The sequence below is a fragment of the Pseudomonas sp. SDO5215_S409 genome (assembly GCF_054071325.1).
This window is the reverse complement of record NZ_JBSVWN010000070.1, coordinates 1-13,579: the sequence shown is the minus strand read 5'-3', so window position 1 is coordinate 13,579 and position 13,579 is coordinate 1. Positions and strand designations below refer to the sequence as shown.

The 13,579-nt window shown below is 61.2% G+C and carries 11 protein-coding genes; 5 read left to right on the top strand and 6 right to left on the bottom strand.

Translation table 11 applies throughout. The annotated features are described in order from the left end of the window. Position 1: 1 nt before the first annotated feature. Entirely contained in the window at positions 2 to 1,666 is a 1,665-nt protein-coding gene (gene ettA, locus ACW9H9_RS25615; RefSeq protein ID WP_457346088.1) for an energy-dependent translational throttle protein EttA, read from the top strand. Positions 1,667 to 1,734: 68 nt separating this feature from the next. Here ettA and ACW9H9_RS25610 read toward each other — a convergent pair whose 3' ends face one another. After that, positions 1,735 to 3,588, bottom strand: coding sequence for an Lnb N-terminal periplasmic domain-containing protein (locus tag ACW9H9_RS25610; protein WP_457346087.1), 1,854 nt, complete (start codon positions 3,586 to 3,588; stop codon positions 1,735 to 1,737). A gap of 93 nt (positions 3,589 to 3,681) precedes the next feature. Further along, positions 3,682 to 4,170: a DUF3015 domain-containing protein gene (locus ACW9H9_RS25605; RefSeq protein ID WP_457346086.1), complete on the bottom strand. Its 489-nt coding sequence runs from the start codon at positions 4,168 to 4,170 to the stop codon at positions 3,682 to 3,684. 262 nt (positions 4,171 to 4,432) lie between these two features. Here ACW9H9_RS25605 and ACW9H9_RS25600 point away from each other — a divergent pair, with 262 nt between their 5' ends. Both ACW9H9_RS25600 and ACW9H9_RS25595 read left to right on the top strand, forming a co-directional pair. Beyond that, entirely contained in the window at positions 4,433 to 6,871 is a 2,439-nt protein-coding gene (locus ACW9H9_RS25600) for a Lon protease family protein (protein WP_457346085.1), read from the top strand. Between the two features lie 212 nt (positions 6,872 to 7,083). Beyond that, the gene (locus ACW9H9_RS25595) at positions 7,084 to 7,410 is read left to right on the top strand and encodes a PA4575 family protein (protein ID WP_457346084.1); all 327 of its coding nucleotides are present in this window, start codon (positions 7,084 to 7,086) and stop codon (positions 7,408 to 7,410) included. Between the two features lie 16 nt (positions 7,411 to 7,426). Here ACW9H9_RS25595 and ACW9H9_RS25590 read toward each other — a convergent pair whose 3' ends face one another. Then, positions 7,427 to 9,262 carry a hypothetical protein gene (locus ACW9H9_RS25590; protein WP_457346083.1) on the bottom strand — a complete coding sequence of 612 codons (1,836 nt, stop codon included), beginning with the start codon at positions 9,260 to 9,262 and terminating at the stop codon, positions 7,427 to 7,429. Between the two features lie 166 nt (positions 9,263 to 9,428). Between ACW9H9_RS25590 and ACW9H9_RS25585 the strand changes: the two genes are divergently transcribed. After that, the gene (locus ACW9H9_RS25585) at positions 9,429 to 9,917 is read left to right on the top strand and encodes a TIGR00645 family protein (RefSeq protein WP_457346082.1); all 489 of its coding nucleotides are present in this window, start codon (positions 9,429 to 9,431) and stop codon (positions 9,915 to 9,917) included. 16 nt (positions 9,918 to 9,933) lie between these two features. On the opposite strand, the gene ACW9H9_RS25580 is transcribed toward ACW9H9_RS25585, so the two are convergent. The 3 genes from ACW9H9_RS25580 to ACW9H9_RS25570 form a co-directional block, all read right to left on the bottom strand. Beyond that, a complete protein-coding gene (locus ACW9H9_RS25580; RefSeq protein ID WP_457346081.1) occupies positions 9,934 to 11,391 on the bottom strand; it encodes an ArnT family glycosyltransferase in 1,458 nt (485 codons plus the stop codon). A gap of 317 nt (positions 11,392 to 11,708) precedes the next feature. Beyond that, entirely contained in the window at positions 11,709 to 11,969 is a 261-nt protein-coding gene (locus ACW9H9_RS25575; RefSeq protein ID WP_457346080.1) for a DUF2790 domain-containing protein, read from the bottom strand. Between the two features lie 21 nt (positions 11,970 to 11,990). After that, positions 11,991 to 12,404 carry an ester cyclase gene (locus ACW9H9_RS25570; RefSeq protein WP_457346079.1) on the bottom strand — a complete coding sequence of 138 codons (414 nt, stop codon included), beginning with the start codon at positions 12,402 to 12,404 and terminating at the stop codon, positions 11,991 to 11,993. A 123-nt stretch (positions 12,405 to 12,527) separates the two neighbouring features. Between ACW9H9_RS25570 and ACW9H9_RS25565 the strand changes: the two genes are divergently transcribed. Then, on the top strand, positions 12,528 to 13,406 hold the full coding sequence (locus ACW9H9_RS25565; RefSeq protein ID WP_457346078.1) for a LysR substrate-binding domain-containing protein: 879 nt from the start codon (positions 12,528 to 12,530) through the stop codon (positions 13,404 to 13,406). The last annotated feature ends 173 nt before the right edge of the window (positions 13,407 to 13,579 follow it).

The following is a 13,579-nucleotide window of genomic DNA, read 5'->3' as shown; positions in this document are numbered from 1 at the left end:
CATGGCTCAATACGTCTTCACCATGCATCGGCTGGGAAAAGTTGTTCCGCCGAAGCGCGAAATCCTGAAAAACATTTCGCTGTCCTTCTTCCCGGGCGCCAAGATCGGCGTGCTCGGCCTCAACGGTTCGGGTAAGTCCACGCTGCTGAAAATCATGGCTGGCGTCGACACCGAGTTCGAAGGCGAAGCCCGCCCGATGCCTGAGCTGAACATTGGCTACCTGCCGCAAGAGCCGATCCTGGACCCGACCAAGACCGTGCGCGAAGTGGTGGAAGAAGCCGTGAGCGTGATCAAGAACGCCCAGGCCCGCCTGGACGAGGTCTACGCCGCCTACGCCGAGCCGGATGCCGACTTTGACAAGCTGGCCGCCGAACAGGCCAAGCTCGAAGCCATCCTGCAGGCGGGCGACGGCCACAACCTAGAGCGCCAGCTGGAAGTCGCCGCCGACGCGCTGCGCCTGCCCGCGTGGGACGCCAAGGTCGAGCACTTGTCCGGTGGTGAAAAGCGCCGTGTGGCCCTGTGCCGCCTGCTGTTGTCGGCCCCTGACATGCTGCTGCTCGACGAACCTACCAACCACTTGGACGCCGACTCCGTGGCCTGGCTGGAGCACTTCCTGCACGACTTCCCGGGCACCGTGGTTGCGATCACGCACGACCGCTACTTCCTGGACAACGTGGCCGGCTGGATCCTGGAGCTCGACCGCGGCGCCGGTATCCCGTACGAAGGCAACTACTCCGGCTGGCTGGAAGCCAAATCCGACCGTCTGGCTGCCGAATCCAAGCAACAGTCGGCGCATGAAAAAGCCATGAAGGAAGAACTGGAGTGGGTGCGCAAAGGCGCCAAGGCCCGCCAGTCCAAGTCCAAGGCACGTCTGCAACGCTTTGAAGAAATGCAGTCGCAGGAATTCCAGAAGCGCAGCGAAACCAACGAGATCTACATCCCGGCCGGTCCGCGCCTGGGTGACAAGGTCATCGAATTCAAGAACGTTTCCAAGGGCTATGGCGATCGCGTGTTGATCGACAACCTGTCGTTCGCCATGCCAAAAGGCGCGATCGTCGGCGTTATCGGCGGTAACGGCGCGGGTAAATCGACCCTGTTCCGCATGCTGATGGGCAAGGAAACCCCGGACTCGGGCAGCATCGAGATCGGCGAAACCGTGCAACTGGCCTGCGTGGACCAGAGCCGCGACGACCTGGACGGCAGCAAAACCGTGTTCCAGCAGATCTCCGACGGTTCCGACCAGATCCGCATCGGCAACTACGAAATCCCGTCGCGCACCTACGTGGGGCGTTTCAACTTCAAGGGTGGCGACCAGCAAAAGTTCGTCAAGGACCTGTCCGGTGGTGAACGCGGCCGCTTGCACCTGGCCCTGACCCTGAAAGAGGGCGGCAACGTGTTGCTGCTCGACGAACCGTCCAACGACCTCGACGTTGAAACCCTGCGCTCCCTGGAAGAGGCCCTGCTGGACTTCCCGGGCGCTGCCATTGTGATCTCTCACGATCGGTGGTTCCTGGACCGTGTGGCCACGCACATCCTGGCGTACGAAGACGACTCGCAAGCGGTGTTCTTCGAAGGCAACTACACCGAGTACGAAGCCGATCGCAAGAAACGCCTGGGTGAGGCCGCTGCCCAGCCGCACCGCGTACGGCACAAGAAACTGGCCTGATTCGGTCGGTTTAACCAAAACGGAGCCTTCGGGCTCCGTTTTTGTTGGGCGGTACTGCGCTCAGACGGTCAGTAGTGATACCACTTCACTTCAAGCATCACTTCGTTGACCGGCGTCGCCAGGTGGCTGTATTCGCGCTGGGCGCTGAGCCGGATACCCAGGTTGCGCGACACTTCCCATTGCTGATTCAGGCTGATGCTGCGACGCACTTCGCCATTGGTGAAGAAGTCGCCCTTGGCCTCCAGGCTCAGGTTGCCCAGCGAGTTGCGCCACAGCACGCCGGTATTGAAGCCGCCCGCCGGGGAGATGGCTTCGTTGAAGTCGTTGTTGTGCTCCACGCGCACGGTGCCCAGGGCGAAGCCGAGCAGGTCGTCGCGCAGTTGCCAGGTGCCACCGGCGCCGCCGTTGACATGGGCCACCAGGGTTTCATCGTCGTGTTTGCCCGGCACCCGTTCCAGGCCACCAGTCACTTGCCACGACAAGGGTTGCAGCAGCGCGTTGCGCGGGGTGAGCGAGCGGATGGTCGCCAGGTCCAATTGCTGGAACTGCCAGTGGTTGCCTTCGTACTGACGCAGTTTCATTTGCAGGATTTCGATCTGCGCGCCCAACGGGAAGCCTTCGGCGTTGTCGTTGAGGTCGTGGTAGGCCATGCGCAGGCCGTATTCGCCGAACGTCTTGCTGCCCCGGGTGCCGATGCCGGCTTGCCAGGTGCGTGATTGGTGGCCGTCTTCGGGCAGGCCGGGACGCTGGACGTTCAGGTCGGGCGGCGGGTTCTGGTTGATCGCCCGCAGCAATTCGAAGCTGCGTTGGGCGCTGGCGGCGTCGCGTTCCTGGCCGGTGGCGCGGTAGCGGCCCAGGCGGTAGGCCGCGTCGATGATCAGCGCCTGACGCTCGCGCGGCAGGGTTTTAAAGGTTGGGTCCTGCAGGTGCTTCTGGTCGTCGCTGATCTTCAGCACCCACTGCTGCTCGTCGCTGTCCAGCGGCTTGGCGCGTTCCAGCAGCTCGCGTTCGCGGGAGGGGCGATAGTCGATTTTTTCTACCAGGCCCGCTTCTTTCACCGCTTTGACCGTGTCGGTGGGGATGGCGGTGAGCGGGAACTGTTCGGTGAGGCGCAGGCCAGGACGGGCCACTTGCAGCAGTTCCAGCAGGCGATAGGAGCAGTTTTCGTCAAAGAAGAAATAGTCGAACTGGATCTGCTTGAGCTCCCACACGTGTTCGACCATGCGCTCGGTTTCGACCTGGGTCAGGTTGAGGCGGTATTCCCACAGGTCGCGGTTCTCAAGGCTACGGTATTCAGAGAGCTTTTCTTGGTAGGGCACCAGGGCGAACAGGCCGGGATAGCCGCCCATCAGGCCTTTCCAGGCGTAGAGGATGCTGTTGTCCGAGCCTTCTATATAGGCGCCAAAGTTGATCGCATAGCTGAGCAGTGCGGTGTTGTTGCTTTGCACGTCGGCCTGGTCGATGCGCAGCAACGTATGGCCGAACATCGACGACGGGCTGTTGAGGTAGGCCGCCGGGAAGATCATCACCGCACTGTGGGGCGCGACGTCTTTGAACCACTGCTTGAATTCTGCGCAGTCCACGGCGGGCAAGTCGGTCAGTTGCAACTGATCCTTGAGCCAGCGGGTACGTGCGGGGTACACGCATTGAGCGTGTTTTTCACCGAGGCTGGCCGGCGCATACAGTGCGTCGACGGTGGCCGCCAGTTCAGCGTCCGGGTGGTGCGCGCCATCGGCGGCGATGAAAAATTTGTTGTCGCTGACGTAACTGCGCCAGCCACGGATTTTGCCGGCCTCATAGTGCCCCAGCGAGAGCCAGAACGGGTCGTTGGCCAGTTGCTGCAAACGGTGATCATCAAGGTGCGGGGCCGCGTACAGCGGGGCGCAGGCGAAGAGTGCCATCCAGGCAAAGCGTTTGAGCATAGGGGGCAACTTAGGTCGGGATTAACGAGGCCCAAAGAGGAGGTGGGCCCAAACGATAAAACCCGCACCCCGAGAGGCGCGGGCGGGTCGAGCTTAAGCCTGGGTGGCGTACTTGGCCAGGCGGGAATCGCTTTTGAGTACCGCCAGGGTGTTGGTGTGCACATCGTCAGCGGTCACATCGGCCTTGCTGAAGATTTGCTGGAAGTGCTCGTGAGTGACTGCGGCAAAGTGCTCGCGGTCTTCAGGGGCAACGCCCAGCACCACCGCGTAGGTGGTCAGCGCTTCGCCGTTGCCTTTGGCCATGTCCTCGGACAGCTCGTTCATCATGCCATTCATGGCAATCCACGATTTGCCGCCGTAGGTCAGCTTGCTGTTGGTGCTGCAACCGTTGGTGCCCGAGGTCATGCCGAATGTGGCGTTACCGGAGGTGCCGTTGGTGGTGGAGGCCAGGAAGTGAGCCGGGGTGCCGCGCTGGCCTTCGAACAGCAGGTTGCCCCAGCCGCAGTTCGGGCCACCTGGCGCTTCTGCCATTGCATTGAGGGAGACAACGGTGAAAAGAGTACCGAGAAGGATCCGTTTCATAGCTTTGTTCTCTTTATGTGCAAACCAATGGACAAGGGTTCAGGCACCTCGTGGCGCCTTAGGAGTCGGTTATTAGTCCAACCCGCGCATTTTGGAGTTTAGGCACGATCCAAGGGTTCCGTGGTTTTTTGTAAAAAACGCGGGACAACAGACTTTTTGCGGCGCTCGCCGGTGTCTATGCTTTGCCTAAACGTGCCTTGCCAGAGCGCCACACCCGGCGCCAGAATGCCGTTATCTGCCCCGCCTGATGTAAGGAAGCCCGATGCCTGATCCTGTTGCTGCCAGCTTGCGTCTAGCGCCCGAAGCGCTGACTCGTCCTTTCTCCGCTGAACAGTTCAGCTTCTCGACCACCAATGATTTGGAGCCTTTTCGCGGCGTGCTTGGCCAGGAACGTGCGGTTGAAGCGTTGCAGTTCGGTGTGGCCATGCCACGCCCCGGTTACAACGTATTTGTGATGGGCGAACCCGGGACCGGGCGCTTTTCATTTGTAAAACGCTACCTCAAGGCCGAAGGCAAGCGCCTGCAAACCCCGGCCGACTGGGTCTACGTCAATAACTTCGACGAACCCCGCGAGCCCCGTGCCCTTGAACTGCCTGCGGGTGGCGCCGCGGCGTTCATCACCGACATCAGTGGCCTGGTCGACAACCTGGTCGCGACCTTCCCGGCGGTGTTCGAGCATCCCACGTATCAACAGCGCAAAAGTGCCATCGACCGTGCCTTCAACCAGCGTTACGACCGCGCCCTGGACGTGATCGAACGCCTGGCCCTGGAAAAGGACGTGGCGCTGTACCGCGACAGCAGCAACATCGCGTTTACCCCGATGCTCGACGGCAAGGCGCTGGACGAGGCCGAGTTCTCGCAACTGCCGGAAGCTGATCGCGACCGTTTCCACAGCGACATTTCCGAGCTGGAAGAGCGCCTGAACGAAGAGCTCGCCAGCCTGCCGCAGTGGAAGCGCGAGTCCAATAACCAACTGCGCCAGTTCAACGAAGAAACCATCACCCTGGCCCTGCAGCCTTTGCTCGCGCCGCTGTCGGAAAAGTACGCAGAGAACGCGGCCGTTTGCGGTTACCTGCAGGCCATGCAGGTGTACCTGCTCAAAACCGTGGTCGAGCAATTGGTCGATGATGCGAAAACCGACGCCCAGGCCCGCAAGCTGCTCGAGGAGCAGTACTGCCCAAGCCTGGTTGTGGGGCACCCGATCAACGGCGGCGCGCCGGTGGTGTTCGAGCCGCACCCGACCTACGACAACCTGTTCGGCCGCATCGAATACAGCACCGACCAGGGCGCGCTGTACACCACGTACCGGCAGTTGCGCCCGGGCGCCTTGCACCGGGCCAACGGCGGTTTCCTGATCCTGGAAGCCGAGAAAATGCTCGGCGAGCCCTTTGTATGGGACGCCCTCAAGCGGGCCTTGCAGTCGCGCAAGTTGAAGATGGAGTCGCCGCTGGGCGAACTGGGCCGCCTGGCCACCGTGACCCTGACGCCACAGATGATTCCTCTGCAACTCAAGGTCATCATCATCGGCTCCCGCCAGTTGTATTACGCCCTGCAAGACGCCGATCCGGACTTCCAGGAGATGTTTCGCGTCCTGGTGGACTTTGACGAAGACATCCCCATGGTCGACGAGAGCCTGGAGCAGTTCGCCCAGTTGCTCAAGACCCGCACCTCGGAAGAGGGCATGGCGCCATTGACCTCCGACGCCGTGGCGCGGCTGGCGACTTACAGTGCGCGGCTGGCGGAAAACCAGGGGCGCCTGTCGGCGCGTATTGGCGACTTGTTCCAACTGGTCAGCGAGGCCGATTTTATCCGCCACCTGGCCGGGGAGGAGCGCACCGACGCCGGGCACATCGACCGCGCGCTCAAGGCCAAGGCCACGCGCACGGGCCGGGTGTCGGCGCGGATTCTCGACGACATGCTCGCCGGGGTCATCTTGATTGACACCGCTGGCGCGGCCGTGGGCAAGTGCAACGGGCTGACCGTGCTGGAAGTGGGCGACTCAGCCTTTGGCGTGCCAGCGCGGATTTCCGCCACGGTGTATCCGGGCGGCAGCGGCATTGTGGACATCGAGCGCGAAGTTAACCTGGGGCAGCCGATTCACTCCAAGGGCGTGATGATCCTTACCGGTTACCTGGGCAGCCGCTATGCCCAGGAATTTCCGCTGGCGATCTCCGCTAGCATCGCCCTGGAGCAGTCCTACGGGTACGTCGATGGCGACAGCGCCTCACTGGGCGAAGCGTGCACCTTGATCTCGGCGTTGTCGAAAACCCCGCTCAAACAGTGTTTTGCCATCACCGGCTCGATCAACCAGTTTGGTGAAGTGCAGGCGGTGGGCGGGGTCAACGAGAAGATCGAAGGGTTCTTCCGCCTGTGTGAAGCCCGTGGGTTGACGGGCGAGCAAGGGGTGATCATTCCGCAGGCCAACGTGGCCACGCTGATGCTCGACGAAAAGGTGCTGCAAGCGGTGCGCGCCGGGCAGTTCCACGTGTACGCCGTGCGCCAGGCCGACGAGGCCTTGAGCCTGTTGGTGGGCGAGCCTGCGGGCAGCCCGGACGAAGAGGGGCAGTTCCCGGAAGGCAGCGTCAACGGGCGAGTGGTAGAGCGCCTGCGCGAAATTGCCGAGATGATCAGCGAAGAAGACTTGAAAGAAGCCGAAAAAGAGCTGGCGCAGGAGGCGCTGGCTGAGGCCAAGCCCGTGTGATTCAGCAGGCGTTGACCGCTCCCACGCCAGGCGTGGGAGCGCAGCCCGGCACAATTTTGACGCCGCCCTGATGGCAGTTGGCCGTTGGTCCCCCCGCATTGGTTTGTCGCGGTTTTCTTCTATTCTCAGCTCAAGGGATATTCACAGGAGTCGCTGGATAGAGACAGCCTCGTGCGCGGGGCTCAATACCGGATCTACCGAGGGCCGCCGCCATGCCGCGCAACCTCTGCCTCACCCGCCAGTGCCTGGGCCTGGTCACCCGGATCGAATGCTCCATTCGCCCTCTTGCGGGGGATACCGGGATGTGGACCTTGCTGTTCGCCGCCGGAATGACCGGCGAGCAGCCGTCGACCATCAAGGCCCAAGGGCCGTTTCACGGGCCGTTCGTGGCACAAACCATCCTGGACTCGATTGTCGAAAGCCTGTCGCTGCACGGGTATGAACTGACGGACGACCCACAGATCTGGTGCCTGCATTTACAGGCGCATTTGCGCTCTATCAACGGTGGGCGGCAGCGGGCGCTCAGCGATCTGCACTGAGCGTTGCCGCCTGGCTTCAAGGTTTGGCGGTGGGGGCTGACTCGGCCTTGTCCAGCTTCACTTCAAAGCCGTACTCCAGCGTCTTCAACTGGGTGCGGTGGTAGGTTTCCAGCACAGTCGGCTGGCCATAAAAGTAGTGCACATCAAACAGCGCCGTGCCGTATTCCGCGGCCCGGTGGCTCACCCCGAAAATCTCCTTGAGGTAATTGCCGCTGGCGTCCTTGGCATAAAACCGCCAGCTGTCGGACGGGAATTGCTTCTGGTCGACGATCAGCGCGTTGTCCTTCAACGCCAGGCCCTTGGGCAGTTGGCTGATGCTGGCCGCGCCTTTTTCGATGCTGGCCAGGAACAGCGGCATCGAACCCACAGCAAACGCCGGGGTTTCCGGGAACAGGTTCAAGTCATAGGTGATGGTGCCTTGCAGCGGGTCGATTTCGAAGGCTTCGGCGGGCAGCTCGATGGGTTCACCGCGCTGGCCTGCGTCATCGGCGGTAAAGAACGTCAGGGGCGTATCGCCGCCGCTGCGTTCATCGCCCAGCAGTTCATCGTTGAAGGTGTAGGGGTGCTCGAACTCAATGTGCGCAGCGCTGGCGTCGTCGACCGATTGGGTAATGGTGATGGATTTCTTCAACTGGTCTTCGGGCAGCGTGGCGCCCTTGAGCCAGTCGGCGGCCTGGTCGTCGTACACGGTCACGGGCATCGGCAGGCTTTGTACGGTTTTCTCCAGGCTGTTGCGGTCGAAGCGCCGCACGGGCAAGTCGAGGTCTTTGCGGGTGACGGTGGCCTGGGAAAAGTCCAGCACGCTGAGCTGCACGTTATCGATCAGGCCGTTGAAATACACCTTGGCGTAGTGGCTGTTCTGTTTGTGTTCAAAGGCTTTTTGTTCGTCTTCCAGCTGTTTTTCAAAGGCATCCGACCAGGTTTTTTGCTTTTGCATCTCGGCCAGTTGTTTCTCGTAAAACGCCAGTTGCTCGGCGTTTTCGTTGATCGAGCCCGAGCGGGAGAGAAACTGCCCGGTGGTGTCGCGTGCCTGCACCAACAGCGGGTTGGGGGACTCGTCATCAACTTCCGGTGCCAGGGGCGCGCTGTTGCTCAGTTCGATCTCGGCGTAGTTCTTTTCGAGGGTCAGCAGGGTGACGGTGATGTTGTCCTGGGTGCGCTTGCGGCCCACGTCTTTTTTCGACAGGTCAAAGGTGAAGATCTTGCGTGGCGCGATGATTTCCACTTTGCCCTTGAGGCTGACCGGCTGGGGCTGGCTTTTGTTGTCTGTCTCGATGCCTTCCACAAAGGGGTAGGTGACGGTGAGGTCATCGGGGTTGGTGAGGTTGGAGCTGGTGGGGCTCAGTTGGATGCCCGGGTCGGTTTCCGACCACTCCGGCTGGAACGGGATGACTTTGTCGTTGCTCAAGGTGACCGACTGCCACTCCAGCGCATGGGGAAAAGGAAACGGGTCGGGGCCGTCAAAGCTGAACGCAAACACCGGTTGCAGGTCGGTGAGGTAGTCGGAATGGGAGGTCTTGCGCAGCACGAACAGGCCGTTGATGTAGGTGTCCACCAGCGCCTGTGGCGTGGGGTAATGCTTGAGCAGCACCAGGGCGTCGTCGGTGTATTGGGTTTCGACAGGCTTGGTGGCGAGCTTGACCCGGGCGCGCTCGAGCAACAGCAGGGAGCTGCCGAGTTCAGAGATGGCGTCCTTGAGTCTGGGGTCGGCAATGGCGTCCAGCGACTGCTCGAAACGGCTGGTGCGTTCTTCCAGGCTGGTCGGTTTTTGCTCTTCTTTAGGGGAGCAACCTGCGCCCATCAGCAACGCCACGCACAGGCCGAGGGTGGCCAAGGGGGATCGCGCATCCATTATCCGAGTCTTCCTGTCCGACGGTGTCGGGCCGAGTTGAGTAGCTCGACACTAGCAGAAAAACCCCTTTACAGATGCCGTACACATCAGTTTTCCCGACGGATGCGGGTGATTGCATGCGGCTGGTATACTCGCGGCCATTTTTGGCCTGGCTGTGTGAAATTCAATGGAACGTTTTATCGAAAATGCTATGTACGCCTCGCGTTGGCTGCTGGCGCCGATCTATTTCGGTTTGTCCCTGGGCTTGCTGGCGCTGGCGCTGAAGTTCTTCCAGGAAGTGGTGCACCTGCTGCCCAGCGTGTTCTCGATGGCCGAGTCGGACCTGATCCTGGTGCTGCTGTCGCTGATCGACATGGCCCTGGTGGGCGGCCTGCTGGTGATGGTGATGATTTCTGGCTACGAAAACTTCGTCTCGCAGTTGGACATCGATGAGAGCAAGGAAAAACTCAACTGGCTGGGCACCATGGACTCCTCGTCCTTGAAGATGAAGGTGGCGGCGTCGATCGTCGCGATCTCGTCCATCCACCTGCTGCGCATCTTCATGGACGCCAAGAACGTCGACCCACAGCACCTGATGTGGTACGTGATCATCCACATGACGTTTGTGATCTCGGCGTTCGCCATGGGCTACCTGGACAAGGTCACCAAGCACTGATGACCTTGCGCCCGCCTTACTGCGCGATGAAGTAGTAAGGCTGGCGGTTGACCGCCATCTGCTTGATAACGGTGACGGGAATGGTCAGCGGCTGGACCTGATCGAGCAACGCGACGTTGCCGGGTTTGGCCGCCAGGTAAGCCTGCAGTTCGGCTTGCGTCTGCAGGATCCTCAGGTAGGCCTGGGTGTAAAACACGCTGGCGCCCGCCACGCGTTCGTTCGGTTGATACAGCACCACCTCCTGGCCTTGCGCCTGATACTGCTGAACCTGATTGATCAGCGGCACGAACGACTGGCGCACATCGGCCTTGGGCGCAAACCAGATCGCCGCGATCAGGTAGCAGGCCACCACCAGGCTGAACACACTACCGGCCACGCCCCAACGACGTTCATGCAGGTACTTGGCGCCAGGCGATAGCGCTGCGCGGTTCTTCAACCCCTCCAGCAACACCCCGGCATATTCCGCCGCCAGCACGGCGGCCGCGGGCGCCAGGGCCATCAGGTAAACCGTGCGCTTGCTCGACGCCAGCGTCAGCAGTGTGAACTGCGCCACCAGCCAGACGCAGAAAAACAAACGGTAGCGGTTATGCACCAGGCTTTTGCGAAAGTGCCACAGGCCCAGGTACACGAGGAGGTTCCAGGGCAGGAACGCCTCGGGCAGCTTGGCGATGTAATAGTAGAAAGGCTCGTAATGACCGGCCTCGACAAACGAGCCGCTGAACCGCCCGACGCTGTTGCGCAACAGCACTTCCGCCACCGCCTGCAGACCGCCGCGCTGGAACAGCAAGCACAGCCAGATCGCCAGCGGGATGAGGGCGAGCAGCGTAAACAGCGCCGGGCGCAGCCAGTCACCCAGGCGCACGCGCTTGTCCATCAGGCTGGTGCTCAGCAGGTACACAAAAATCACAATCCCCGGCATCGCCAGGCCCAACACGCCTTTGCTCAAGGTCGCGATCACCATGCCCAGCGTGAACAGCGCCCAAGTGCCCCGTTGTGAACCGGCGCGCTCGGCGACCGGGCGCGTGGCCTGATAAAACGCCAACAGTGCGGTGGTCACGCCCAGCGTCAGCAACGAATCCTCGCCCACGCCACGCGCGTTACTCCAGTAACTGGCCATGGTCGCCAGCATCAACCCGGCCGAAAACGCCAACGCCCTCGGCCGCCCGAACCTGCGCAACATGCCGTACAGCACCATTACACTGAACAACCCGGCAAACGCCGACGCCAACCGCACCGCCCCGGCACTGGCACCGAACAAACGAATCGCCCCCGCATCGAGCCATAGGCTCAGCGGCGGTTTTTCCAGGAACGGCTCACGAAACAACTGAGGCACCACCCAGTCATTGTCCAAGTGCATGGCCATGGCGATCCCCGCCACCCGGGCTTCGGTAGAGCCTTGCAGCGTGTGATTGCCCAAGGCGCAGAAGAACAACAGACAAGCGAGAAGAAACAGCAGGGGAGCGGAACGCGTCATGTATTCGAGCTACCGGAGCAGGGGACCGCTCGGGGGGAGCGGGCAGGGTGACCGGGGAGTATACGAGGGCGTTTCTTAATATTTCGTGAACGGGGGCGGGGTTTTGTAAGGCATTTCGCGGGTGGTCTGTCAGCGTGGGCGGGGCGTGTGCAGTCGCCCTGAATTCCGTTGGCAGTAGGCCTTGTTGATGACGACGCATGGCGGGCGGGCATCATGGGCAGGCGTCAGCACGTGCAGCAACAGCAGCAATGCGGCGCTCGCCCGCCGATTGGCGTTGCCGCGTGCGCCCGCCCGGTGGTGTGCCGGGCGGGCGGTGTTCATCCGCCAGCGCTGTCGCAGTCCACCGAGATCACCAGGTATTCCAGGCCTTTGAGATGGCCTTGCGAATCCCGATAAATCAGGGTGACCGGGGACGGTTTGCACTTGTCCGCCGGTGTGGTGGTGGACACGACCTCAGCAACGTCCAGTTGCATGCCGTAGTGGTACTGCTCGACGGGAACGCTCGGCTCGCTCGTCGACGGTTGCGCCCAGGCTGGCGCGCAGCAAACCAACGCAACCCAAGAAAGGCGTGATTTCATCGCAAGACTCCCTTGGGGTGGTTACAGGCCGATCAAATCGCGATGCACTTCCAGCGCATTGCGCTCCACCCAGTTATGAGCCAATTGACCGTCCGGGCGCACCGCCCATACGGCCGTCCCGGTCATCTCAAAAGGGCTGCCACACGCCCGCCCACCGATGAAACCCTGATTTTTGCCGGTGATTTTCCAGCGTGACGCCACCCGGCTGCCTTGCGCGTTCTGGAAGGTGTCGAGGCTGGTGAATTGAAAGTCCTCAATCTTGGATTGAAACGCGCCGATCCATTCAATAAAGGCTTGGCGGCCCACCACCTCGACGCCTGCGGTGGTGGCGACGAAGTCCTCGGCCACAAAACGCATAGCGGCCTGCGGGTCTTGCGCTTGCCACACTTCGCGCCAAAAACGTTCGACGATGTCTACAGCGGTATCAGCACTCATGGAACCACTCCAGTCTTTTGGGCTTTAGCCCGTTCTCAAGGGGACAGGAGGAATGCTGGGCGTTTGCCATCTAGATGACAAACGCATAAATTTACTGGAACCCAGTAGAAAATCGAATTCATCATGCACGCCAACGACGTTGAGATCGACCTGCTTCGCGCCTTCATCGCCGTCGCCGAAACCGGCAGCTTCACCGCCGCTGCCGACGTCATCGCCCGCTCACAATCGGCGGTCAGCAAAAAAATCATCCACCTGGAAGACATCCTCGGCTTACGTGTTTTTGAACGGACCAGCCGCACCCTGATACTGACCCCAGACGGCGAACGCCTGCTGGTGGCGGCCCGCAAGATGATGGTGCACTTCGAGACGTTCATGCACGAGGTCAAGAGCCCGGCGCAAGTCAGCCTGCTACGGCTGGGCATTTCGGAAAACCTGGTACTGACCCAACTGCCCAAATTGCTGTCACGCTTCAGCAAACTTTACCCGGACATCCAGCTTGAACTGACCACGGGCCTGAGCGACGACCTGCTGGGCGATCACGACGCCGGGCTACTGGATGTGGTCATCGCCAAACGTAAAATCAGCGCCACGGCGCAACTGGGCCGCGTTATCTGGCGCGAACCACTGGTCTGGATCGCCGCCCACGACTACCAACTCGAGCCCTCCCGCCCCGTGCGCCTAGTGATGATGCGCCCGCCCTGCGCATACCGATCCATCATGATCGACGCCCTCGCCTCGGTCGGTCGCGAATGGGCCTGCGCGTGCGTAACCAGCAACCTCATGGGCGCCCAAGCCGCCGTGGCCGGTGGCCTGGGCATCACCGCACTGGGCACCTCTTTTCTGCAAGAAGGCATGCGCATTATTGAACCGACAGAAAAACTGCCACCCCTGCCGAGCACGGAAGTGGCGGTGATCGGTGATGACGTACGCACGGCGCATTTGGTGCAGCCGTTGGTGTCGTTGTTGACGCAGGGGTTGAGGGCGGGGGGGCGGTTGGGGTGAGGTGGGTGGGGTTAAAAACTCGGAAGGCCTCAGTAGCTGTGAAAATTCTGTATTTGCTGGGTTTCAGGCGCAAAAAAAGACGTTTGTGAACGTCTTTAGATGGTGAAGTGGTGGACCGGGAGGGTGTCAGAAATTTTGTGTTCGGGCATAACATGAGTAAGAGGTGCATATAT

What these genes read in the sequence shown, in the direction of transcription:
- ettA (WP_457346088.1), top strand. Translation starts at nt 2, where the DNA reads ATGGCTCAATACGTCTTCACCATGCATCGGCTGGGAAAAGTTGTTCCG.
- ACW9H9_RS25610 (WP_457346087.1), bottom strand. Translation starts at nt 3,588, where the DNA reads ATGCTCAAACGCTTTGCCTGGATGGCACTCTTCGCCTGCGCCCCGCTG.
- ACW9H9_RS25605 (WP_457346086.1), bottom strand. Translation starts at nt 4,170, where the DNA reads ATGAAACGGATCCTTCTCGGTACTCTTTTCACCGTTGTCTCCCTCAAT.
- ACW9H9_RS25600 (WP_457346085.1), top strand. Translation starts at nt 4,433, where the DNA reads ATGCCTGATCCTGTTGCTGCCAGCTTGCGTCTAGCGCCCGAAGCGCTG.
- ACW9H9_RS25595 (WP_457346084.1), top strand. Translation starts at nt 7,084, where the DNA reads ATGCCGCGCAACCTCTGCCTCACCCGCCAGTGCCTGGGCCTGGTCACC.
- ACW9H9_RS25590 (WP_457346083.1), bottom strand. Translation starts at nt 9,262, where the DNA reads ATGGATGCGCGATCCCCCTTGGCCACCCTCGGCCTGTGCGTGGCGTTG.
- ACW9H9_RS25585 (WP_457346082.1), top strand. Translation starts at nt 9,429, where the DNA reads ATGGAACGTTTTATCGAAAATGCTATGTACGCCTCGCGTTGGCTGCTG.
- ACW9H9_RS25580 (WP_457346081.1), bottom strand. Translation starts at nt 11,391, where the DNA reads ATGACGCGTTCCGCTCCCCTGCTGTTTCTTCTCGCTTGTCTGTTGTTC.
- ACW9H9_RS25575 (WP_457346080.1), bottom strand. Translation starts at nt 11,969, where the DNA reads ATGAAATCACGCCTTTCTTGGGTTGCGTTGGTTTGCTGCGCGCCAGCC.
- ACW9H9_RS25570 (WP_457346079.1), bottom strand. Translation starts at nt 12,404, where the DNA reads ATGAGTGCTGATACCGCTGTAGACATCGTCGAACGTTTTTGGCGCGAA.
- ACW9H9_RS25565 (WP_457346078.1), top strand. Translation starts at nt 12,528, where the DNA reads ATGCACGCCAACGACGTTGAGATCGACCTGCTTCGCGCCTTCATCGCC.